18 protein-coding genes and 1 pseudogene are annotated in these 21,890 nt (G+C 70.5%); 13 read left to right on the top strand and 6 right to left on the bottom strand.

Going from position 1 to position 21,890, the window contains the following annotated elements; translation table 11 throughout:
• Window positions 1-113: 113 nt before the first annotated feature.
• Together ACOKR1_RS06330 and nagB are read left to right on the top strand one after the other, a co-directional pair.
• A complete protein-coding gene (locus tag ACOKR1_RS06330; protein WP_422935858.1) occupies window positions 114-1,364 on the top strand; it encodes a PTS transporter subunit EIIC in 1,251 nt (416 codons plus the stop codon).
• A 17-nt stretch (window positions 1,365-1,381) separates the two neighbouring features.
• Entirely contained in the window at window positions 1,382-2,161 is a 780-nt protein-coding gene (gene nagB, locus ACOKR1_RS06325) for a glucosamine-6-phosphate deaminase (protein ID WP_422935857.1), read from the top strand.
• A 146-nt stretch (window positions 2,162-2,307) separates the two neighbouring features.
• Here the strand turns inward: nagB and ACOKR1_RS06320 are convergent, their stop codons facing one another.
• Entirely contained in the window at window positions 2,308-3,600 is a 1,293-nt protein-coding gene (locus ACOKR1_RS06320; RefSeq protein ID WP_422935856.1) for an amylo-alpha-1,6-glucosidase, read from the bottom strand.
• 97 nt (window positions 3,601-3,697) lie between these two features.
• Window positions 3,698-4,237: pseudogene (locus ACOKR1_RS06315) on the bottom strand (glycogen debranching N-terminal domain-containing protein); the annotation flags it as partial.
• Between the two features lie 180 nt (window positions 4,238-4,417).
• Between ACOKR1_RS06315 and ACOKR1_RS06310 the strand changes: the two are divergent.
• From ACOKR1_RS06310 to ACOKR1_RS06290, 5 genes are all read left to right on the top strand, one after another.
• On the top strand, window positions 4,418-5,461 hold the full coding sequence (locus ACOKR1_RS06310; RefSeq protein WP_422935855.1) for a LacI family DNA-binding transcriptional regulator: 1,044 nt from the start codon (window positions 4,418-4,420) through the stop codon (window positions 5,459-5,461).
• 16 nt (window positions 5,462-5,477) lie between these two features.
• The gene (locus ACOKR1_RS06305; RefSeq protein WP_422935854.1) at window positions 5,478-6,731 is read left to right on the top strand and encodes a sugar ABC transporter substrate-binding protein; all 1,254 of its coding nucleotides are present in this window, start codon (window positions 5,478-5,480) and stop codon (window positions 6,729-6,731) included.
• Between the two features lie 25 nt (window positions 6,732-6,756).
• A complete protein-coding gene (locus ACOKR1_RS06300; RefSeq protein WP_422935853.1) occupies window positions 6,757-7,836 on the top strand; it encodes a carbohydrate ABC transporter permease in 1,080 nt (359 codons plus the stop codon).
• A 172-nt stretch (window positions 7,837-8,008) separates the two neighbouring features.
• Window positions 8,009-8,812: a carbohydrate ABC transporter permease gene (locus ACOKR1_RS06295; protein ID WP_422936572.1), complete on the top strand. Its 804-nt coding sequence runs from the start codon at window positions 8,009-8,011 to the stop codon at window positions 8,810-8,812.
• Between the two features lie 309 nt (window positions 8,813-9,121).
• Window positions 9,122-9,895: a hypothetical protein gene (locus ACOKR1_RS06290; protein WP_422935852.1), complete on the top strand. Its 774-nt coding sequence runs from the start codon at window positions 9,122-9,124 to the stop codon at window positions 9,893-9,895.
• 78 nt (window positions 9,896-9,973) lie between these two features.
• Here the strand turns inward: ACOKR1_RS06290 and ACOKR1_RS06285 are convergent, their stop codons facing one another.
• From ACOKR1_RS06285 to ACOKR1_RS06270, 4 genes are all read right to left on the bottom strand, one after another.
• Complete coding sequence (locus ACOKR1_RS06285; protein ID WP_422935851.1) at window positions 9,974-10,753, bottom strand: C1 family peptidase; 780 nt, start codon at window positions 10,751-10,753, stop codon at window positions 9,974-9,976.
• Window positions 10,754-10,979: 226 nt separating this feature from the next.
• Complete coding sequence (locus ACOKR1_RS06280) at window positions 10,980-11,657, bottom strand: haloacid dehalogenase type II (protein ID WP_422935850.1); 678 nt, start codon at window positions 11,655-11,657, stop codon at window positions 10,980-10,982.
• Window positions 11,658-11,739: 82 nt separating this feature from the next.
• Window positions 11,740-12,504 carry a maleylpyruvate isomerase family mycothiol-dependent enzyme gene (locus ACOKR1_RS06275; RefSeq protein WP_422935849.1) on the bottom strand — a complete coding sequence of 255 codons (765 nt, stop codon included), beginning with the start codon at window positions 12,502-12,504 and terminating at the stop codon, window positions 11,740-11,742.
• A gap of 96 nt (window positions 12,505-12,600) precedes the next feature.
• Window positions 12,601-15,369, bottom strand: coding sequence for a hypothetical protein (locus ACOKR1_RS06270; RefSeq protein WP_422935848.1), 2,769 nt, complete (start codon window positions 15,367-15,369; stop codon window positions 12,601-12,603).
• Window positions 15,370-15,468: 99 nt separating this feature from the next.
• On the opposite strand from ACOKR1_RS06270, the gene ACOKR1_RS06265 reads away from it, so the two are divergent.
• The 6 genes from ACOKR1_RS06265 (at window position 15,469) to ACOKR1_RS06240 (ending at window position 21,890) form a co-directional block, all read left to right on the top strand.
• Window positions 15,469-16,266, top strand: coding sequence for a potassium channel family protein (locus tag ACOKR1_RS06265; protein ID WP_422935847.1), 798 nt, complete (start codon window positions 15,469-15,471; stop codon window positions 16,264-16,266).
• An 89-nt stretch (window positions 16,267-16,355) separates the two neighbouring features.
• Window positions 16,356-16,961: a helix-turn-helix domain-containing protein gene (locus tag ACOKR1_RS06260; protein WP_422935846.1), complete on the top strand. Its 606-nt coding sequence runs from the start codon at window positions 16,356-16,358 to the stop codon at window positions 16,959-16,961.
• 106 nt (window positions 16,962-17,067) lie between these two features.
• The gene (locus ACOKR1_RS06255) at window positions 17,068-18,366 is read left to right on the top strand and encodes an MFS transporter (RefSeq protein ID WP_422935845.1); all 1,299 of its coding nucleotides are present in this window, start codon (window positions 17,068-17,070) and stop codon (window positions 18,364-18,366) included.
• A gap of 13 nt (window positions 18,367-18,379) precedes the next feature.
• A complete protein-coding gene (locus ACOKR1_RS06250; RefSeq protein WP_422935844.1) occupies window positions 18,380-19,786 on the top strand; it encodes an FAD-dependent oxidoreductase in 1,407 nt (468 codons plus the stop codon).
• Between the two features lie 8 nt (window positions 19,787-19,794).
• Entirely contained in the window at window positions 19,795-21,042 is a 1,248-nt protein-coding gene (locus tag ACOKR1_RS06245; protein WP_422936571.1) for a CaiB/BaiF CoA transferase family protein, read from the top strand.
• Between the two features lie 53 nt (window positions 21,043-21,095).
• The gene (locus ACOKR1_RS06240) at window positions 21,096-21,890 is read left to right on the top strand and encodes an enoyl-CoA hydratase-related protein (RefSeq protein WP_422936570.1); all 795 of its coding nucleotides are present in this window, start codon (window positions 21,096-21,098) and stop codon (window positions 21,888-21,890) included.

The raw sequence follows: 21,890 nt of genomic DNA, 5'->3' as shown, positions 1-21,890 counted from the left end.
ACCCCTTGACACGGGGCCGCGACACACATCACACTGAACTGGTCATAACCAGACATTACCTGCTCATCCGACAGGTCTCCCAGCCCCCTTCGATTCACGCAAAGGTGCATGCGATGTCTACCTCTGATGCGGCCGTCCTGACCGGCGAGAAGAAGCCGAACGCGGTCTTCGCCACCCTCCAGCGGCTAGGCCGCACCCTCATGCTGCCGATCGCGGTCCTGCCTGCGGCCGGCATCCTCCTGCGCCTCGGCCAGGCCGACCTGCTCGGCGCGATCCCCGGCTTCCAGGCCGGCGCCTCGGTCATCTCCGCCGCGGGCAACGCGGTCTTCACGTGGCTCCCGCTCATCTTCGCCGTCGGCATCGCGATCGGCTGGGCCAAGAAGGCGGACGGCTCCACGGCGCTCGCCGCCGTGGTCGGCTACATGGTGATCGACGGGGTCTTCAAGGCCATGAGCCCCGTGGTCCTCGCGGGTCAGACCGATCCCGCGGGCAAGCCCGCCGTCATCAACTACGGCGTCCTCGCCGGCATCATCGTGGGCCTGCTCTCAGCGGGGCTCTGGCAGCGGTTCTACCGCACCAAGCTGCCCGACTTCCTCGGCTTCTTCTCGGGCCGCCGCCTCGTGCCCATCCTGACCTCCGTCACGAGCCTCGTGGTCGGCGTCGTCCTCTCGTTCCTGTACCCGCTCTTCAACGCGGCCCTCTCGTGGGTCGGGCAGTCCGTGGCGTCCAATACCGTGATCGGCGGCGGGGTCTACGGCTTCGCGAACCGCATGCTCATCCCCGCGGGCCTGCACCACATCCTCAACTCCATGGTCTGGTTCCTCGTCGGCGACTACACGAACGCCTCTGGGACGCTCGTGCGCGGCGACCTCAACCGCTTCTTCGCCGGCGATCCGAGCGCGGGAACGTTCATGACCGGCTTCTTCCCGATCATGATGTTCGGCCTCCCGGCCGCTGCCCTCGCCATCTGGCGGCACGCGAAGCCCTCGCAGAAGAAGATCGTGGGCGGCATCATGCTCTCGACCGCGCTGACCGCGTTCCTCACGGGCATTACGGAGCCGATCGAGTACTCGTTCATGTTCGTCGCGTTCCCGCTCTACGTGATCCACGCCGTGCTGACCGGGACGTCCCTCGCCCTCGTCAATCTGCTCGGGATCCACGACGGCTTCACGTTCTCCGCGGGGCTCATCGACTTCATCCTGAACTTCGGCAAAGCGCAGAACGCGTGGCTGCTCATCCCGATCGGCCTCGCGTACGGAGCGATCTACTACTTCCTGTTCTCGTTCGTCATCAAGCGGTGGAACCTCCGGACCCCGGGACGCGAGGACGACGAGGTCTCGGTCGAGACCGAGCCCGCGAAGTAAGCGCCGGGAACCAGCACATGGAGATCATCGTCCTGCCCGACGCCAACGCCGTGGCACGCACCGCGGCGGACATCATCCAGGCCCGCGTCGAGAGGGGCCCCGCGGTCCTCGGCCTCGCAACCGGCTCGACCCCCCTCGGCACGTACCGGGAGCTGATCCGCCGCCACCGCGACGAGGGCCTCTCCTTCGCCGACGCCCAGGCGTTCACGCTCGACGAGTACCTCGGGCTCCCCGCAGACCACCCGGAGTCCTACCGCTCGGTGATCCGCCGCGAGTTCACGGACAGCGTCGACTTCCGCGTCGGCGCGGTCCACAGCATCGACGGGCAGGCGGATGACCCCGAAGCGGAGGCGGCCCGCTACGACGCCGAGATCGCTGCGGCCGGGGGCGTCGATGTCCAGCTGCTCGGGATTGGCACGGACGGGCACGTGGGCTTCAACGAGCCGATGTCCTCCCTCGCCTCCCGCACGCGGATCAAGACGCTCACGGAGCAGACCCGCCGGGACAACGCGCGGTTCTTCCCGAGCCTCGAGGACGTCCCGCACCACGTCCTCACACAGGGCCTCGGGACCATCCGCGAGGCCCGGCACCTGCTGCTCATCGGCCTCGGGGAGCCGAAGGCGCGGGCGATCGCGGCCGCCGTCGAGGGCCCGATCGCGGCGAACTGCCCGGCCTCGGCCCTCCAGCTCCACCCGCACACCACGGTGCTCGTGGACACGGCGGCCGCGTCGCAGCTCGAGCACACGGAGTACTACCAGTACACGCACGCGCAGAAGCCGGCCTGGCAGGCGTACTGAGCCACCCGCCGTCGTCCGTCCCGTCCCGAGGGCGCGCCCCGCACCAGTTCACGACCTTGATTGGCTGCCGAATCTAGCCCCAAACGGCGTGTCGCATAGCGACACGCCGTTTGGGTGCATGAAACGCGGTCGGAATCCGAAACGGGCTAGGCGAGCTCCCCGAGGGCGTCCGCGATGACGACGGCGGAGGCCGCCGACCACGCCTGCGGCCGGCACGCGGAGGGGTACGGGACGGCCCGGGCGGCGCGCCGCTCTCCCGTAGCCGGGTCACCCGAGTGCAGCTCAGGCATCCGGTACCCGAACGACTCAGCTGCCTTGAGCAGCCCCTCGGCGAGCTGGCCCGCCTCGGCCGTGTGACCGGTTGCGGCGAGGCCGCGAATCGCGATCGCGGTATCGTGCGCCCACACGGAGCCGCCGTGGTACTTGAGCGGCCAGTACCCGGCGCTCGACGTCGCGAGGGTCCGGAGGCCGTACCCCGAGTCGAGCTCGGGGTCCACGAGCCGCCGCGCGACGATCGCCTCCTCCTCGGCCGTCAGCAGCCCCGTGCCGAGCAGGTGCCCCATGTTCGAGGTCGCGGTGTCGACCGGCACGCCGTCGCCGTCGAGCGCGATCGCGACGTACGGCCCAAGCTCATCCTCGAGCCAGAAGTCGGCCCGGAATCGCGCCGCCAGGCTCCCCGCCGCGTCGCGCAGCTGGGCCGGCGACGTGCCGTCCGCCGGGCTCCCGGCCCGGCCGAACGCCTCGAGCAACTCCGCCCCGTGCACGAGCGCCTCGTGCGCGTACGCCTGGACCTCGCACAGCGAGATGGACCCCTTCGCGAGGCGCCCGTCCCGGAACTGGACCGCGTCCCCCGAGTCCTTCCACCCCTGGTTCGCGAGGCCGTGCCCGGTCGTGTCGAAGTACCGGAGGTAGTCGTCGCGCACCCCGGCGGCCACCCACGCGAGCGCGCGCTCGGCGTGCGGCAGGAGGCGTTCGACGGCGTCGACGGCCATCCCCGCGCGCCGCGCGTCGTACAGGACGCACAGCCAGAGCGGGGTCGCGTCGACCGTCCCGTAGTAGATCGGCGGGAGGCTGATCTGCTCGCCGTGGAGCGTGAGCGCGGCGCGCCGCAGCTCGTGCATGATCTTGCCCGGCTCCTCCTGGGCCTCGGCGTCCGCCGTGGTCCCCTGGTAGGACGCGAGCACACTGAGCGTCCCCTCGGCGAGCTCGGTCCCGAGCGGAAGCAGGAAACGCGCGGCCCACAGCGAATCCCGCCCGAACAGCGTGAAGAACCACGGCGCGCCAGCCGCGAGGAACTCGCAGCCGGGAAGCTTCGGGAGGGCCATCCGCAGCCCGTCGAGGTCCACGAGCGACTGCTCGAGGAACCGCGCGAGCCGGATGTCCGCGGGCCGCCGCGCGCCCGCGGTCGCGCCACGCGAGCGGCGCCGCGCCGGCCGCACCGACGACGGCGGCGATCCTGTCCTCCGCCGCGAGTCGCCACGAGGCCCGGGCAGGCTTCCCCGGGGCCGCTGTGAGCGTCCACGCGAGCACGGGGTGGGCGGGGTCGGAAAGATCGACGACGGCGCCCGGCGCCTCGACGGCGGCCGTCACCTCCCCCGCGGCCCACGTGAGCCCGCCGGCGGAGGGCTCGGCCGCAACCGCATCAGCCGGGAAGCCCGACTTCACCGCCTCCATCGGCACGAGGTCCGCCGCGAGCCGGACCGTGACCTCGGCCGTGACGGGACCGTCCGTCGCGCACGAGAACTCGATCTCCTCCTGCATCGACCCCGCCTCGACGCGGCGCGTCCGAGTGAGCCGCGTGGTCGGATCGGCGCCCGGGCCGTCGATGTTGCGCGGGAGCCCCACGAGCACGAGCGCGGCGCCGTCGTGCCAGGAGCCGGCTGGCTCGGGCTCCTTGCCGGCCACCTCGAGCACCGCCTCGCTCAGCACGCGCACGTCGGAATGCATGACGCCCTGGACGGTCGACCCGCCCGAATCGCCCGCGCGGATCTGCCCGTCGCGATCCGACCACGCCTGGGTCGGCGCGCGGAACACGAGCTCGAGGTCGTGGAGGAAAGGCTGGAGCTTCTCTGGCATGGGATTCGGATCGCTTCCTGTGAGGTGCTTGACACGTTCGGGCCGTGTAGTCAATTCTGGAGACATCCCCGGATTTGATCAATCAAATGACTACTGGCCACCCTAGTTGATCGATCAAAGCCGCGAAAGGCTTCACGACGGAGAGGAGCGGCAATGGTTGAGGGCAGTGCGCAACCCCCCGTGACTGCCCCGCGACCCACCGTCTCAACCGTCGCGGCGCAGGCCGGGGTCTCACGCCAGACCGTCTCCAACGCGCTCAACAACCCCGAACGGCTCCAGCCTGAGACCCTCAAGCGAGTGCTCGCGGCGATCGAGGAGACCGGCTACGTGCGCAGCGCCGCGGCCCGCCAGATGCGCACGGCCCGATCGGGCGTCTTGGCCTACCGGCTGGACCCCGTGCGGGACGGGATCGGCGGCGTGGTGCTCGACGGTTTCCTGCACGCCCTCACCGCGCAGGCCGAGAAGCAGGACTACCGCGTCGTGCTCTACACGGCCGAATCCGACCAGGACGAGCTCCGCCAGTTCTCCGTCCTCACCCAGGCACGCGCCGCGGACGCGTTCGTGCTCGTCGGCACGCACCCCAATGACAGCCGATATCGCTGGCTCTCCGGCCACGGGGTTCCGTTCTCCGTGTTCGGCCGCCCATGGCCCGCCCGCGGCGGCGCGTCGGAACCGGCCCACGCATGGATCGACGTCGACGGCGCCGCGGGAACCGCGCGGGCCACGCGGCACCTCATCGAGCTCGGCCACCGCAGCATCGCGTTTGTGGGCTGGCCCAAGGGCTCCGGCACGGGCGACGAGCGCCGCCGCGGCTGGGAGGAGGCCATGGCCGGCGCTGGCGTCCCCCCGCGTCAGCGCCGGTCCTTGGATTCTTCGCAGCAGGACGGCATCCTCGCGGGCGCCGAGGCCACCACGCGGCTCCTCGCGGCCGGCGCGACGGCGTTCGTGTGCGCGTCCGACTCGCTCGCCGTGGGCGCCTTCGGCGCGGTCCAGGCGGCAGGTGCCCGGGCCGCCGTCGTCGGCTTCGACGACAGCCCCACCGCGGCAGCGCTCGGCATCAGCTCGGTGCGCCAGCCGCTCGAGGACGCGGCCCAGTGGGCGCTCAAGAGCGTCCTCTCGCAGCTCGACGGGCGCCGGCAGGCCCCCGACGACTCAACTCTTCTCATTCCCGAGCTCGTGGTTCGCGCGAGCTCGTTGCCCGCTTCGGGCAGCACCTCACCCTGAAAGAAATGGAGCACGAATGAACATCACCAGGAGGGCAAGCATCGCCGCGGCCGCCGCGTTCGCCGCCGCGCTCGCACTCTCGGCCTGCGGCGGCGGGAACGCCGGCTCGACGTCGTCCTCGACGGCGGCGGCCGGCGCCGACAACCACCAGCCGCTCACCATCCTCATCGGCTCCTCGGGCGACGCCGAGACGACCGCGGTCAAGGCCGCCGTCGCGGCGTGGTCCAAGCAGTCCGGCACCACGGCCACGGTCAACGTGGCCTCCGACCTGAGCCAGCAGCTCTCACAGGGCTTCTCGGGCGGCAACCCGCCGGACCTCTTCTACGTCACGAACGACACGATCGCCACGTACGCCGGCAACGGATCGCTCGAGCCGTACGTCGACCAGATGAAGAACAAGGACAGCTTCTACCCGTCCCTCGTGAAGGCGTTCACGGTCAACGGCAAGGCGTACGCGGCTCCGAAGGACTTCTCGACGCTCAGCCTCGTGATCAACACGGACATGTGGAAGGCCGCGGGCCTCACCGACTCGGACGTCCCGAAGACGTGGGATCAGCTTGAGGCGGTCGCGAAGAAGCTCACCACGCCGCAGCACGTGGGCCTCTCGGTGTCCGGGCAGTTCGAGCGGCTGGGCGCGTTCATGGCCCAGGCCGGCGGCTGGCTCGTGGACGACAGCGGCAAGGCTGCTGCGAACTCGAGCGCGAACGTCCAGGCCCTCACGTACGCGAAGAAGCTGCTCGGCGAGGGCGCGATGAAGTTCTCGTCCCAGGTCGGCGCGGGCTGGGGCGGCGAGGCGTTCGGCACCCAGAAGGCCGCGATGACCATCGAGGGCAACTGGATCTCGGGCGCCATGACGAAGGACTACTCGTCCGTCAAGTACAAGGCGGTCGCGCTCCCGGCCGGCCCCAAGGGACAGGGCACCATCCAGTACGACGGCGGTTGGGGCATGGCCTCGCAGTCGAAGAACAAGGGCGGCGCGCTCGACCTCGTCACGTACCTCACGCAGCCCGAGCAGCAGATGGGCTTCGCGAAGGCGTTCGGCGTCATGCCGTCGGTCCAGTCGATCGCCGACCAGTGGAAGACGGCCTTCCCGGATCAGACCGCGTTCCTCGACGGCGCGGCGTCGTCGAAGTCGATCCCGAGCGTCGCGGGCATCAGCGACGTCATCAAGGACTTCGACTCGCAGCTCGACGCCCTGCCCACCACGGACCCGAAGTCGATCCTCGACAAGGTCCAGAACAACCTCTCGGGCCTCCCGGGCCTCTCGTAGCCCCCGGCCCTCCTAGGAGATCCTCATGACGAGCGCGCTGCGGCCAGCCCCGGCCACAGCCCGCCCGCGCCGTCGCGGCCCCGGCATCCGGGGCCGCGACGGGATCGCGGGCTGGCTCTTCACCGCTCCCATCCTCATAGTCCTCGGGCTCTTCCTCGTGCTGCCGATCCTCCTCGCGGCGTGGGTCTCGGTCTCGAACTGGAACGGGCTCGGCAGCCCCTTCTCCTCGGGCGTCAAGTTCGTGGGCGGCGACAACTATTCGGCACTCCTCGCGAAGCCGGGCCTCGCACAGACGGACTTCGGCACCTCGCTGCGGAACAACGCGTGGTACGTGGTGCTCGTGGTGCCGGTCCAGACGGCCATCTCGCTCTTCCTCGCGGTCCTCGTGAACCGCCGCATCCTCACCGGGCGCGGCGTGTTCCGCACCGCGTTCTATTTCCCGTCCGTGACCTCCTCGGTGGCGATCACGGTCATCTTCCTGTTCCTGTTCTCCGCGAGCGGCGCGGTCAACGGCGTGGTCCAGGCGCTCGGCGGGTCCGGGACCGGCTGGTTCACCGAGACCCGCGGCGTGGTGCGGGTGATCCTCGAGGCGCTCGGCGTCCACGCGCCGTCGGGCACGGGCTTCCTGGGCCTCACGTGGTTCGACTGGGTCTCCGGGCCGAGCCCCGCGATGCTCGTGTTCATCATCATGGCGATCTTCACGACGTCCGGCACGTTCATGCTCATCTACCTCGCGGCGCTCCAGCAGATCGCGCAGGACATCGAAGAGGCCACGCTCGTGGACGGCGCCAACGCATGGCAGCGCTTCTGGTACGTCACGCTGCCCATGCTCCGGCCCACCACGTTCACGGTCGTGACGCTGGGACTCATCGGCACGTGGCAGATCTTCGACCAGATCTACGTCGGGTCGAAGGGCGGCCCCGCCAAGACGACCCTCACGCCCGCCTTCCTCTCCTATTCCCAATCGTTCATCAACAACGCGTGGGGGCGCGGCGCGGCGATCGCGTTCATCCTCTTCGCGATCATCGTGGTCTTCACGATCATCCAGCGCGCGCTCCTCGGCGAGCGCGACCGCACGCCGAGACGGAGGCGGACCCGTGGCTGACGAACTCAGGCTCTCCCCCGCCGGCCCGGCGGGCGGCTCAGGCGAACAGACGACGGCGCCCGCCCACCCAGGCAAGCACCGCGCCGGCGAGCCCGGGGCAGCAGAGGGGGCTCCGCCGTCGTCCGATCCCCGCCCCGCCGCGCGGCGGCGACGCCCGCTCCGGGGCGGGACGGTGGGCACCTATGTGCTGCTCGTGCTGCTCGCGCTCGTGTACATCTACCCGTTCATCGTCTCCCTCGCGAACTCGTTCAAGACGGACACCGACGCCGCGAACAACCCCGTCTCGCTCGTCCCGCAGACCTTCACGACCGCCGCGTACCAGCGGCTCTTCGAGACCGACCTGCCGCTGTGGCTTGGCAACACGGTCATCGTGACGGTGATCGTCACGGCGGGGCGCGTGCTGTTCGACTCCATGGCCGGCTACGCGCTCTCGCGGCTGCCGTTCAAGGGCCGGAACGTGGTCTACGCGGCCCTCATCGCGGTCATGGCCGTGCCGCCCGTCGTGCTGCTCATCCCGAAGTTCCTCGTGATCAAGGAACTCGGGATGTACGACTCGTACTCGGGCATGATCATCCCGATGCTCGCCGACGCGGCCGGAGTATTCATCATGCGCAACTTCTTCGAGTCGGTCTCCCCCTCGATCGAGGAGGCCGCGAAGATCGACGGCGCGGGCGTGTTCCGCCGCTTCTGGTCCGTGGTGCTCCCGATGTCCCGCTCGGCGCTCATCACGCTGTTCATCCTCTCGTTCCAGGCCTCGTGGAACGAGCTCCCGCAGATGATCATCTCGACGCAGAGCCCGGACCTGTTCACCCTCACGAAGGGCACGGCGCAGCTCGCCTCGGGCGCCCTCAGTGCGGGCTCGCAGTTCCCCATCAAGCTCGCGGCGGCGACGCTCATGACGATCCCCGTCGCCGTCCTGTTCATCATTTTCCAGCGCCGGATCATGAACACGACCGCGGGCGCCACCAAGGAGTAGGCGTCCCGCCCGCAGACGCATGCTTTCGCAGAGAGGAGGTTGGTGCCCGGCGAAGGCTCGGGGCTGCCGCTGGGGGCAGCCCCGCGCCGACGCCGCGCTCCGGATCCACTGATCCGTTCCGCAAGCCCATGCCGCCGGCCATTCCGGCGGCCCATTTCGCCGACCCGTTTCACCGCCCGTTCTTCGGACTCTTGTCACAGCCCAACCCGCCGACCCGCTCCGTCCCGAACTCGCCCCCTTCACGCACCCGAATCCCCCTTTCGCCCCGCGCCCGGCGCGAGGCACCCTCCCCCAGACAGAAAGACGACGATGGATCCAGCAGCGGGGCAGACAGCCTCATACCCCAGTCCCCTCCCCCTCAGCCTCCGCAGGGTTCGCACTGATGACTTCGCCCGCATCTACGGCCTCTCCACGATCGTCCCGCCGGCCTTGGCGCAGGCCGTTGCCAACGGGACGGCCTCGGCGGCCCTCGACGCGGCCGAACGGGGCACCCAGCACTTCCACGAGGTGCTCGCCTCCGCCCATGCCCGCGGGTACACGGCGGCCGTCAACGCGGTCTCGTCCGTGCTGATCGCCACGGATGCCAGGGGCCGGTACGCCGTCCTCGTCGCCGAACCCGCAGTCGAGGCCTTCCGCCAACCCGGGACGTTCTCCGGCCATCTCCAGCTCGAGCGACTGACACTGGTCTTCGCAGCTCAGATCACCTCGATCACGGCCCCCGAATCCTCGGAGCTCGGCACCGCGCTCCTCCACGCCGCGGCCGATCTGTACAGCCGCGCGGGCTTCGCCATCCTGTACGGAACCGCCGCCGCGCCGGCACGGTCCATCCCCCCGGCGCCCTTCCGGGCCACGGGGGCGGGCAAGGCGTTGTGCCTGGACCCCGCGTTCCTCAAGAACTCCATTGGACTGGCCACGGTGGCCCCGGCACCGGGGACTCTGATCTATTACGCGGACCTCCAGGGGCAGGCCGGGGCCGACTGGGAATACCCCCTCAACCCCGGCGAGAACCGGCCCTTCACCGATCGCGCCGACGAGCCGGACCTGCGCATCCATCGCGCGCCCGGCGTGGCCTTCGGCGGCTGACCCGCCCGTCTCGGGCACAGCTAACCCGCCCAACAACCGTCTCGGGTACGGCTATTGGGCGGGCAGCGGAAGGACGGTTCAGCTCACCGTGCGGACGGTCCAGAAGTCGCTCGAGAGGCCCGTTGACAGCAAGTACTGGTACGGCAGGGTGAAGTACCCCGCCTGGCCCCAGCCCGTGCCCCACGAGTTCCGCACGCGGAAGCGCTGGCTGGCGTTGTCGTAGCCCACGGCGACGACGGCGTGCCCGCCGAGGACCTGTTCGTTCGGGGCCGGCATGGGGGCGACCCCGGTCTGCGCGACCTGCTGGCTCTCGAAGGACTCGTAGACCGTGAAGCCGAACACGAACGGGTAGCCCGCCGCGAGGCAGCCCTGCATCTGCTGGAGGGTCCGCGAGACGCGCTGATACGCGACGGCGCGGTGCTGCTTGGCGTCGATGTAGCACTGCTGGGTCGGCTGGACCGCGAACTGCGAGATGACATACGGCCACTCGGTCTCGGGGCACGCGCCCTGGGCGCCGACCGACTTGATGCCATCGCGGATCTGGGCGCCCGAGTCGCTCGCGACCGTGCCCTCCATGACCCGCTCGTTGTAGTAGACGAAGAGCCGCGACGGGGTCGTGTACCCCGTGATGCCCTGCTTGTCGGCGTCGAACTCGAGCGCCGCCGCGATCGCGTTCGCGGTGCACGAGCCGAGCTGGCCCTGGTCGTAGACGGGCGGGCACTGTGCCGTGAGATCGGCCGACGGCGGGAGGGCGCCGAGCACGGCGGGCGGCGCGGCGAAGAGGTGGTCGCGCTGGTCCGGAACGTCCGGGACCCAGCCGTAGGAGTGGTTGGTGCGGGGGGAGGATTCGGTGGTCATGGGGGAAGACCTTTCGCACGGCGGCCGCAGCCGCCCGAGCTGATGCGAGACCGCGGGTGGCGGGGGGCGCCTCCAGCCGGGCGCGCAGCATATTGCCTGAGCGCCCGGCTGGTGCCTCCGGCCTGAATGCTGGGGGTCTTCAGGCCGGACAGATGAATTTGTCCTTCGATTTTATTAATCCCGCGGTGCCCCTGTCAAGAGCTCGACGCGCGGAGTCAGGAGCCGGTCATCGCTCGCGCAGGGCAGCCGCGACTCCGTCAATGCCGGCCACGGTGAGGTCGGGGACCGAGAAGTACGAAGGGTACGCCGCCCCGCCGCGCTCAACCCACGCTGTCTGCAGGCCCGCGCGCGCGGCGCCGTGAATATCCCACGGGTGGACGGCGATGAGCAGCATCTCCTCAGCCGGCACTCCGCAGGCGTCCGCGGCGTAGCGATACGCCGACGCGGCGGGCTTCCACGCGGGGGCGTCCTCGACCGTGAGAAGTGCCTCGAAGCAGTCACGGATCCCGGCGCCCTCGAACAGCCGCTCCGCGACCGCCGTCGCGCCGTTCGTCAGCGTCACGAGGCGATACCCGTCGTCGCGCAGCGCCCGAACGCCGCCCACCACGTCGGCGTGGACGCCGAGCTCGAGCATGCCGGACATGATGTACGGCACGGCCTCGTCAAGTCCGCGGTCCAGGTTGATGCCCCGCAGCACGCCGCGCAGCACTTCGGCGCCCACCTCGGCGAACGAGGGGTTGTCCCCCGCCGCCGTGAGCGCGAAGCCGTCGCGCAGGAGCGCCGCGAACCAGAGTTTCGCGAGCCCCGCGGGCGCGCCGACGTCCGCGAAGCGCTGGCCCATGGGGCCCATGTTGGAGAGGGTCTCGTTGACGTCGAAGACGATGACTTCTGGCCGATTCGGCATGGCTTCTCCTGACTCTTGCCCGGCTTGGCTTCGGCTGGCGGAGCGTGCGCGCCCATCGTAGCCCCGGGGCCCGACGGCCGGCTTAGGGCGTGAGGCGCGCCGCCCGGATCGCGTGGGCGAGCTCCGCCGGCGCGCCCGGGTACGGCCCCCGGCCCCACACCGCGAGATACAGCTCCGGCGCCGTCCCGGCGACCGTGCCCAGCTCGGGCGGGGCCGCGCCGTCGTCCGCGCCCAAGGCGGGCGCCTCGAGCGAGGCGAGCGGCCCGCCGTCGTCCGTGCGCACCTCGAAGCGGACGACGCCGGGCAGCCCGACCGTGCGCCCGAGCCGCACCTGGCGCGGGTAGAAGCCCGCGAGGACCTCGTGGAGCCCGTCGAGCGCGATGGCCTCCGGGACGGCCCAGGGCGAGGGCTCGCCGGCGCCCGCCGCAAGGGCCAGGGAGAGGTCGTAGGTATGAACCGCCGTCTCATGGATCTGGCGGCGCGCCCAGAACGCCGCGACCCGGTCGCCCCACAGGGTCCACGCGGGCGCCTCGGGGCCCGCCCCACGCAGCGCCGCGACGAGCGCGGCGGCGCGGGACCGGTACCACGCCGGGAGGGGGACGCCCTCGCCGTCGAACGGCGGATCGGCCGGCGCGTGCTCGGCGCCGATCGTGGCGGCGGCCCAGCCGTGGATCGTGCCGAGGTGCAGCACGAGCTCGCGGGCGCTCCAGCCAGGGCACGTGGGGACGGCCGCGTCCCACCGCTCGACGCGCTCCGCGGCGGCGGCGAACCGCTCGGTGAGCTCGGCGAGGCGGCCGACGGCGGCGGAGAAGTCGGGCGGGAACGCGGCGGGATCGCTGTGGGTCACGGGCACACCTTAGCGCGGCGACCGCTTGCGCCGTCACGTCCGCGGGGTGCGCACCCTGCGGACGTGACGGCGCAACGGAAGGGACGCACCCGATCGCTACCAGCCCGTGAGGAGGTCGTCGCGGGCCTCGAGGTACGCGAGGGTCATGAAGTAATTGCCGTGGGTCGCGACGCGCGCCATGTACGAGTCCGGCTCCATCTCGAGCGTCACACGGTCCAGGTTGTTGGGCGTGGCGGAGTACGAATACCCGGGGAAGCCCAGGTAGTCGGTGCGCCGCCACAGGTTGATCCACACGGGCTGGGGACGCGGTGCGATCGCGAACGCCCCCTCGGGGATATCGAGCAGCTCCGTCAGGGGCGTGCCTGCTACCGAGCGCGAGGAGTCGCCGCTGTGCGCCGCGGCCTGCGCGGCCGAAGCCGCCGTGCGCTCCCGGGACGGCGTGGGCGCGTCGTGGAGATCCTTGCCCTTCCAGGGGTCGGCGGTCCAGAACGACGGCGCCGCCACCCCGGGCGTGCCGAGCACCTCGGGCCCGAACAGCTCCGGGAAGAACCGGCCGAAGTAGGGCCGCAGCTGCATACCGAACGTGAGCAGCCGCACGCGCTTGAGGAGGTCCGCTCGGCCGAGGGCCGCGAGGTGGAACAGCGACGCGACGCCGAGCACGGTCCCGAGGCTGTGCGTCGCGAGCAGCACGCGGCGGGCAGGGGCGGGTGCGCCGTCGGGCTCGAGCCAGCGGATCATCCGGTCGGCGAGCTCGGGGACGGCCCGCTCGGAGAAGCACGCGGGGCCGAACGGGTGCGCGGCGCGCGGGAGCCACGCCATGAGGTCCCACAGGAGGCCGAGCGGGCGGCTCGCGCCGGTCGTGGCCGAGTTCGCGATCGCGACCGCGAGCACGGCGAGCGCTCCGAGCACCACCGACGTGAGCACGGCCCACTCGGCGAACGCCGTGAACGCCGCGAGCCCGTCGCGCCCGCCGAGCCACGAGCCGAGGACGCCGAGGACCCACGCCCAGCGGCCCGTCTGCCCGCGCGCCTGGCGCATGACCGTGAACGCGAGCGAGACGGTTACGGTCACGCCAATGACCCAGCTCACCGTGTGCAGGAGCGGCTCCGCCCGCTGCATGAACGCGCTCGAGCGGCGCACGGCCTCGATCTCGGGCTTGAACGCCTTCTCCGAGGGGTCGACGGGAGGATTCTCGATCTCGCCCTTCTGCACGCCGAACCACGCGGGCACCCCGAGGAGCGCGATGACGAACAGGACCATGAGCACGAGAACCCCTCCGAAGGCCCAGAACACGGTCGGGACGGCGATGTCGTGCGCGCCTGCGGGGATGGAGACGTCGCGGAACAGGGGGTCGCCGCGGTCCGGGAGCGACTGCAGGCGGCCGGACCGGAGATACGAGCCAGTGCCGAGCGCGACCGCGCTCGCGAGGAACGCGCCGATGAGCAGCGCCACGAACATGAACACGCCGGGGCCGGCGCCGTGCCACGCGTGCTCGTGGCGGCGCGGCTCGCGGCGGCGGAGCACCACGTACGGCACCACGAACCCCACCCCCGCAAGGACCACGACGGCGACCGCCGCGGCGTTCGCCGCCCACCCGAGCGGGTCGAGCCAGCCGCCCACCGCGACGACGAGCGCGAGGACGCCCACGGTGAGCACCGCCGTCGCGATCCACTCGTGGTAGCCGGAGCGGACCACGCAGCCCACGGTCGCAAGGATGGTCAGGAGAACGAGGATCACGGTGGGCGTGAGCTGCCCGGCCGTGAACGGCGCGGTTTGGTCCGTGGTCGGAGTGGTCGCCTCGACGATGACGCACACGACGTACGTGAGGATCGCGGTCCCGAGCAGGAAGTACGCCCACACCTCGCGGCGCGCCCAGAAGTCGGCCACGAGCGGAGGGCGCACCGAGCGCGACCACCATGCGACCACGTAGCCGACGGCGGCGAGCTCCACCGCCGCGACGGAGAGGAGCGAGACGGGGGCCGGGCCATCGTGGGCCGCGGCGTCGCTCATGAGGAGGATGACCACGAGCAGAAGGCTCGCTGCGATGTGCAGCGTTCCCGTGGGCGAGTTGATGCGCCGCCGCACCCAGAGGGCGGGAACGGCGAGCGCGAACGCGTCGTGCTCGGCGTCGAGCCCGCGGGCGCGGGCGGCGTCGAGGGCGCGCGTGCGGAAGCGGACGTTGCTCGCGAAGCCCAGAAGCCCCACGAGGACGACGGCGGCGATCGGCGTGAGCGAAAGGGCCGCCAGGCGCTGGCCTCGCGTGAGCTCGCGCAGGCCGTCGAACTGGGACGGGAGCGCGCTGCACAGCTTCCACGAGTTCGGCACACCGGTGGGCAGGAAGCACTGGACGGCTACGAGATCGAACGCGACGGTCGAGACGGCGGCGACGAGCCAGAGCGTCAGGAGGAGCGCGAACACGCGGACCACTCCCCCGCCGCTGCCCGTGCGGAGGCCGCCCTCGCGGCTCGCGTCGGGCCGGAACGAGCGCGCCCAGTAGGCGGCGTTGGAGAAACCGAACGGCGCGATGATGAACCAGCCGAGGTTGTAGAGCGTGCGGCCAGCCTTGCCGAGCAGGCTGTTGCCGCGCAGGAAGCGGTCGAGGTTGCCCCAGCTGTAGGCCTCGAGGTGCGTCTTCTCGCCGGGCAGTGGCTCGCGGACCGTGTAGAAGCCGGCGAGGGAATCGCCAAGCGGGATCACGCCGTCCTGCGCGAGGGCGATGTTGGACGTCGGCGTGCCGAGCATGTCCTGCGGAGGCGAGTTCCGGATGCCGTGGACGCGGAGTTCGAGGACGTCCGGGGCGGACCCGTCCGGGGTGCTGGGCTGAGGGGTTGAGGCACCGGACCACGTGCCTGATGCTGCGGACATGGCTGACTTTCCAAGGGCTGTCCCCAGCGTTGGCTTCGATGGTACGGCGGGTTCCGGCGGGGTGTCCACAGGCGGCTCGCGCGGCGGTACCCTTCGGCCATGAGCATCGAGCAGTGGCGGAGGCTCACGGAGTGGCCGACCCTCGCGGCCGCCGTCGTGTTCCTCGCGGCGTATTCCATTCAGGTGATCGCGAATCTGCCGGAGTCGGAGGGGATCTGGGCGGAAACGCTCGTGTGGGCCGCGTGGGCCGTGTTCGTGGTCGACTACACGGGGCAGCTCATCCTCGCTCCCGAGCGCGGCCGGTGGTTCGTGCGGAATCTCCACGAGCTCGCCATCCTGGCCCTCCCCGCGCTCCGCCCCTTGCGGCTCCTCCGGCTCGTGACCTTCCTCCGCGTGGTCCACAACAAGGCGGGCGCGGCCCTCCGGGGTCGGTTGCTCCTGTACGTCGTGGGCTCGGCCGCGACGATCATCTACTGCGCTGCTCTCGCGGTGGAGGACGTCGAGCAGAACGAGGCGGGCTCCAACATCCGCTCGTTCGGCGATGCGATCTGGTGGGCGCTCGAGACCATCACGACCGTGGGCTACGGCGACCACTACCCGATCACGATCGTGGGCCGCTTCGTCGCGGCGGGCCTCATGATCGCGGGCATCGCGGTGCTCGGCGTCGTGACGGCGTCCATCGCGGCGTGGCTCGTGGAGAGCGTGTCCGCGCGGACCGCCGCCGAGGTGGAGGCCGAGGTGGAGGCGGAAGTCGAGGAGGTCGAGGCCGAGGTCGAGCAGATCGAGCAGACGCTCGAGGCGAAGGTCGAGGCACTCACCGAGCAGGTCGCGCGGCTCGCGGCGGCGCTCGAGGCCGCGCAGGAGCGCGAAAGGGCACGCGGTACCAGTTCTCCGTGAAGAAATACACGATAGTGAACAGAAACCCTTGATCTGCTGAATTTCTTCACTATAGTTGTGTGAGTCAGGTCACCGAACGAAGGAAAGACATGACCACGGAGAGCGTCGCACCGACCCCCTCGGCCACGACCGCCCTGCTCGCGTCAGTGGGCACCAAGGTCCGGGCGAGGCGCAAGGAGCTTGGCATGACCCTCGCCCAGCTCTCTGACGCCACCGGGCTCAGCCAGGCAATCGTCAGCCAGATCGAACGCGGTCTGGCGAATCCCTCCTTCACGACCCTTGCCCAGCTGGCACACGGGCTGGACCTACCGGTCGGCCGCTTCTTCACGGGCCAGCCGGAAAGCCTCTCCCCGGTAGTCCGGAAAGCCGAGCGGCGCAACCTGCGCGGCGTCACCCGCGAATCTGTCGGCGAGGCAATTCATGAATTGCTGACCCCCAACACCAACGGGGCCCTCGAGGTCCAGTGGATCGTGACGCCGCCAGGCCACGACACGAGCTCTACGCCCTTCCACCACGGCGGCGAGGAATTCTGCCTCGTCATTTCCGGCCGCAAGGACGTGTATCTCGACGGAGTTCGCCACAGCCTCAGCGAAGGCGACTCCATCACCTATTCCTCCGAGATCCCCCACTGGTATTCGAATAGCTACGAAGAGGTTTGCGTAGCCATCTGGGTCAGCGCCCCCCGGGCCTGGTAATTCGGCCATTTCAGGCTGACCCCTCTCACACCTCATTTCCGCATGTGCCTGCGTGCAATGCGGCATACCCTCTCGCGCCCTGCAGCGGCGCGGCAAAGGACCTCTCATGATCGAGAATGTGGTCAAAGTTGACCCCATCAAGTCACGCCGTTTCTCCGCCGAAGTGCGGAGGGGCCTCTTGGCCCTCGGCCTCGGCAATGCCCTCGAATGGTACGACTGGATGGTCTTCGGACTCCTCTCGGCCTTCATCGGACCGAACTTCTTCCCGGACCGGGATCCCCTCTCGGCGACCCTCAACACGCTCGCCGTCTTCGCCGTCGGCTTCGCGTTCCGGCCGCTCGGCGGCGTTCTGCTCGGCGTCTTCGCGGACCGGATCGGCCGCCGTCGGATCATGCTGCTCTCCATCATGCTCATGGCCGGCACCACCCTCCTCATCGCCGTCACGCCGAGCTACGCCGTGATCGGCCCATGGGCGGGAGCCATCCTCGTCGCGTCCCGCATCATCCAGGGCATCTCGACCGGCATCGAGGCGCCTCTCTCCACATCGCACGCCGTCGAGCTCGCGCCGGAAGGCCGCGAAGGCATGGTCGCGGGGCTCATGAGCTTCTACGTGAACCTGGGCATCCTCCTGGCCTCCCTCGTGAGCTTCCTCTCGAGCCTCGCCATCGGCGGGGCCGCGATGAGCGCGTGGGGCTGGCGGATCCCGTTCGTGATCGGCGCGGTCCTCGGCGTCGTGGTCCTGTACCTTCGGCGCACCCTGCCCGAGACCATGCGGCCCGACGAGCTCGCGGCCAGCTCGGGCGGCACCGTGTGGTCAGGACTCCGGAAGCACTGGCTCGGCGTCCTCGCGATCGTCTTCGTGGTCGGAGCCGCCCAGGCGTACAACTACGCCTGGAACACGGGCCTCCCGACGGCGGCCCGCAGCAACTTCAAGGAGGACGCCACCGCGGTCTTCGCGCTGACGACCGCGCTCGCGATCGTCCTCGTGATCGGCAGCTGGGTAGTGGGCAGGCTCCTGGACGGGAAGGCCCTCTCGCGCTGGTTCGTGGTCACGCGAATCCTCGCCATCCCGTCGGTCTTCCTCATGCTGCTCTACGTCCGGCCCGGCATCGGCGGCTTCGCGGCCGTGCTCCTCGGTGGCTCGGTGGTGCTCGTGCTCAACATGACCATCTACAACGTGGTGAGCGCGTCCCTCATGCCGAAGAACGTCCGTGGCACCGGCACCGCGCTCGGCTACGGGATCGGGGTCGCCGTCTTCGGCGGCACGGCCTCCTACCTCCTGGTCTGGTTCCAGTCCCTCCACGCCGACTGGATCTTCCCGACCTATGTGGCCGTGCTCTCGGCCCTCAGCGTCATCCTCTACCTCCTCGCCCGCCGCTCGTCCGGCGTCTTCGTCGGCAAGTAAGGAAGCATTGCTCATGGAAACACTCGATCTGCGCGTCCGCTCGGAAGAACTCGCGGCACCGATCGTCAACCGCTCGCAAGTCCTCGTGGTCGGGGGTGGCCCCGCCGGCGTTGCGGCGGCCGTCACCGCGGCCCGGTCCGGCGCGAGCGTGACTCTGCTCGAACGCTATTCGTACCTGGGCGGGCTCGCGTCCGGCGGGATGGTCCTCGTCCTGGATGACATGGTCAACGGCCCCGAGATCACGGTCACGGGCATCGTCTCCGAGTACGTCGAGCGCCTCCAGGCCCAGGGCCTCGCCGTCGTGCCGCCCGCCGAGGATCGCCGCACCTCGCAGGAACTCTGGAACAAGTGGGGCCGCTACGGAACGTTCGACTTCCACTCGCACTCCACGCCCAAGCCCATCTGCTACGCCGCCGCGTTCGACCCCGACGGGTGGAAGCGCGTCTCGAACGATCTGGTCCGCGAGGCCGGCGTGACGCTCCGGCTGCACTCGTGGTTCTCCCGCCCGATCGTCGACGACGGCGTCCTCAAGGGCGTGGTCGTCGAGACGAAGGCGGGCCCGCAGGCGTACCTCGCGGACGTCGTCATCGACACGACCGGGGACATCGACGTCGCCTCGCGCGCCGGGGCGAAGTTCGCCCACGATTCCTACATCACGACGCTCGTGTTCCGCCTCGGCGGCGTCGACACCGCCGAGGCCGAGCGCTTCGAGCAGGAGAACCCGAAGGAGGCCCGCGCGATCAACCGGCGCGTCAAGCGCCTGCTCGGCGGCGCGTGGGAGCTGTGGTGGCTCAAGACGCCGCTCGAGGGAGTGGTGTGGTGCAACGCGCCCCACATGAGCGGCTTCGACGGCGTGGACCCCGCCGACCTCACTGCCGCCGAGTTCGCCGCCCGCGACCGCATCACGGAGGCGGTCGCGTACGTCAAGGAGAACCTCCCCGGCTTCGCGAACGCCTACATCCTCGATGCCGCCCCGCAGCTCGGCGTTCGCCAGACCCGCCTGCTCGAGGGCGAGTACGTCATGACGAAGGAGGACGTCGTGTCCCGCCGGCACTTCGCCGACACGGTCGCCCGCGGCCGCGACTACTACTACCCGTACCGCTCCCTCCTGCCGCGCGAGGTCGACCAGCTCCTCGTGGCCGGGCGCCACTACTCCGCGACCCCCGAGGCGCAGAAGATGAGCCGCGAGATCCCGCCGTGCATGGCCATGGGCCAGGCCGTGGGCGTCGCGTCGGCCCTCGCGGTGGCGAGCGGGAAGCTCGTGCGCGAGGTCGACCCCCGCGACATCCAGGCGGGCATGCGCGGGCAAGGCGCAGACCCAGGCGACGTCCCGTCGTCGAACGCTGGGATCGACGACGCAGCGCACGACGGCGGCGCGAACCTCGGTGCCGATTCGACCCTCGCGGGGGTGGGAGCGTGAGCACCATCATCGTTGAGACGCCCACGGCGCCCTCCGGCGTCCCCACCGCCCGCGGCGCTGAGACTGAATCCGCACGGTCGCTCCCGCTCGCCGGGATCAAGATCGTGGACTTCACGCAGGTGTTCATGGGCCCGAGCTGCACCCAGCTCCTGGGCGACTTCGGCGCCGACGTCATCAAGATCGAGCGGCCCGGCTCGGGCGACATCTCGCGCAACTCCTTCCCCGACCCCGATGGCAAGGACAACCCGATCTTCCTGTCGATCAACCGCAACAAGCGCGGGATCAGCGTCGACACGCGCACGGCGGAGGGCCGCGAGGTCATTGCGCAGCTCATCAGCGGTGCGGACGTCGTGGTGAGCAACTTCCGCGCCGGCGTCATGGAGCGCATGGGCTTTGGGTATGAGGAGGTGCGCCGCACCAACCCGCGCATCATCTGGGCCTCGGGCACCGGCTTCGGACCCGAGGGTCCGTACTCGCACAAGGGCGGCCAGGACGCGATTGCCCAGGCCTACTCCGGCGTCATGTGGCGCCGGGACCGCGAGGACCTCCCGCCCTCGATCTACCCGACCACGCTGTGCGACTACATCACGGGAATGCACCTGCTCCAGGGCATCCTCCTGGCCCTCCGGACAAGGGACACGAGCGGCGTGGGCCAGAAGGTCGAGGTCACGATGTACGACTCGATGCTGCACCTGCAGATGCAGGAGGCGTGCATGCAGCTCAACCGCGGCTACGAGGTCAATTGGGGCGCGATGCCGCTCAGCGGCGTCTTCGAAACGACCGACGGCGCGGTGTGCATGGTCGGCGGCTTCACGCCGGACCCGCTCCTGCGCATCTCACGCGCGCTCGGGCTCGACGAGGACCTCACCGAGCGGCCCGAGTTCGCGAACCTCGAGCGCCAGTTCGAGAACAAGCCCGCCCTCCAGGCCATCTTCCGCGAGCGGTTCGCCACCGGGAGCACCGCGCACTGGACCGAGCGGCTCGAGGGCGAGGACCTGCTCAACGCGCCGGTCTTCACGCTCGAGCAGACTCTCGCCGACGAGCAGACGCGCGTCAACGGCATGATCGTCGAGGCGGAGCACCCGAGCGTCGGCAGGGTCCGCATGCTCAACGCGCCCATCCGCCTCTCGGAGACGCCGGCCTCCGTGCGCCGCGTCGCGCCGCGCCTCGGCGAGCACAACGCCGAGGTGCTGCGCGAGAACGGCTTCGACGAGGAGACGATTCTCCGGCTCCAGGAGCTCGGGGTGCTCCGGTGAGCGCGGGTGCTCCGGTGAGCGCAGGTGCTCCAGTGAGCGCGGCTGACCTGGAAATGGGGGCCGCGGTGGAGGGTGTGCGCTTCGACGTCCGCGGCGGCGTCGCGTGGGTCGTGATCGACCGGCCGCACGTGCTCAACGCCGTGGACGGCCCCACAACGGAACGCCTCAACGAGGTCTGGGCGCGCATCGAGGCGGATCGCAGCGTCCGCGCGGTCGTCGTCACGGGCGCGGGCGAGCGTGCGTTCTGCGTCGGCGCGGACATGTCCGCCTCCGGCGTGGACAAGACCGGGCTCGAGTACTGGGCCGACCTCGACCCGAACGGCTTCGGCGGCCTGAGCCTGCGCGCGACGCTCGACGTCCCGGTGATCGCGCGCGTCAACGGCTACGCGCTGGGCGGCGGGATGGAGATGGTCCTCGGCGCGGACATCGTGGTCGCCGCGGAGCACGCGCAGTTCGGCCTCACCGAGCCGCGCGTGGGCCGGCTCGCGCTCGACGGCGGGATCCACCAGCTCGTGCGGCGCGTCCCCTACACGCAGGCCATGTCGATGCTCCTCACCGGCCGCAAGGCCGGAGCGGCGGAGATGGCCTCGATGGGGCTCGTCAACGAAGTGGTCCCGGCCGCGGAGCTGGACTCCGCCGTCGAACGCTGGCTCGACCAGATTCGGGCGTGCGCACCCACCTCGGTGCGGGCCGTCAAGCAGATGGTGACCCGCACGGCGCACCTCACGCCCGCCGAGGCCCGCGCCACGAGCCTCCCCGCGCTCATGGCGGCGCTCACCAGCAAGGATTCGGCCGAGGGCGTGCTCGCGTTCCAAGAGAAGCGCGCGCCCGTGTGGCCGGGAGAGTAG

It is taken from the genome of Sinomonas sp. P47F7 (genome assembly GCF_049332655.1).
In the GTDB taxonomy this organism is placed as follows: Bacteria; Actinomycetota; Actinomycetes; order Actinomycetales; family Micrococcaceae; genus Sinomonas.
The sequence above is the reverse complement of the archived record's forward strand: the minus strand, read 5'-3'. Positions and strand labels throughout refer to the sequence as shown.

Coding starts and splice junctions, on each gene's coding strand:
- ACOKR1_RS06240 (WP_422936570.1), top strand. CDS start 21,096: ATGGGGGCCGCGGTGGAGGGTGTGCGCTTCGACGTCCGCGGCGGCGTC.
- ACOKR1_RS06250 (WP_422935844.1), top strand. CDS start 18,380: ATGGAAACACTCGATCTGCGCGTCCGCTCGGAAGAACTCGCGGCACCG.
- ACOKR1_RS06280 (WP_422935850.1), bottom strand. CDS start 11,657: ATGCCGAATCGGCCAGAAGTCATCGTCTTCGACGTCAACGAGACCCTC.
- ACOKR1_RS06285 (WP_422935851.1), bottom strand. CDS start 10,753: ATGACCACCGAATCCTCCCCCCGCACCAACCACTCCTACGGCTGGGTC.
- ACOKR1_RS06270 (WP_422935848.1), bottom strand. CDS start 15,369: ATGTCCGCAGCATCAGGCACGTGGTCCGGTGCCTCAACCCCTCAGCCC.
- ACOKR1_RS06305 (WP_422935854.1), top strand. CDS start 5,478: ATGAACATCACCAGGAGGGCAAGCATCGCCGCGGCCGCCGCGTTCGCC.
- ACOKR1_RS06300 (WP_422935853.1), top strand. CDS start 6,757: ATGACGAGCGCGCTGCGGCCAGCCCCGGCCACAGCCCGCCCGCGCCGT.
- ACOKR1_RS06290 (WP_422935852.1), top strand. CDS start 9,122: ATGGATCCAGCAGCGGGGCAGACAGCCTCATACCCCAGTCCCCTCCCC.
- ACOKR1_RS06265 (WP_422935847.1), top strand. CDS start 15,469: ATGAGCATCGAGCAGTGGCGGAGGCTCACGGAGTGGCCGACCCTCGCG.
- ACOKR1_RS06260 (WP_422935846.1), top strand. CDS start 16,356: ATGACCACGGAGAGCGTCGCACCGACCCCCTCGGCCACGACCGCCCTG.
- ACOKR1_RS06330 (WP_422935858.1), top strand. CDS start 114: ATGTCTACCTCTGATGCGGCCGTCCTGACCGGCGAGAAGAAGCCGAAC.
- ACOKR1_RS06255 (WP_422935845.1), top strand. CDS start 17,068: ATGATCGAGAATGTGGTCAAAGTTGACCCCATCAAGTCACGCCGTTTC.
- nagB (WP_422935857.1), top strand. CDS start 1,382: ATGGAGATCATCGTCCTGCCCGACGCCAACGCCGTGGCACGCACCGCG.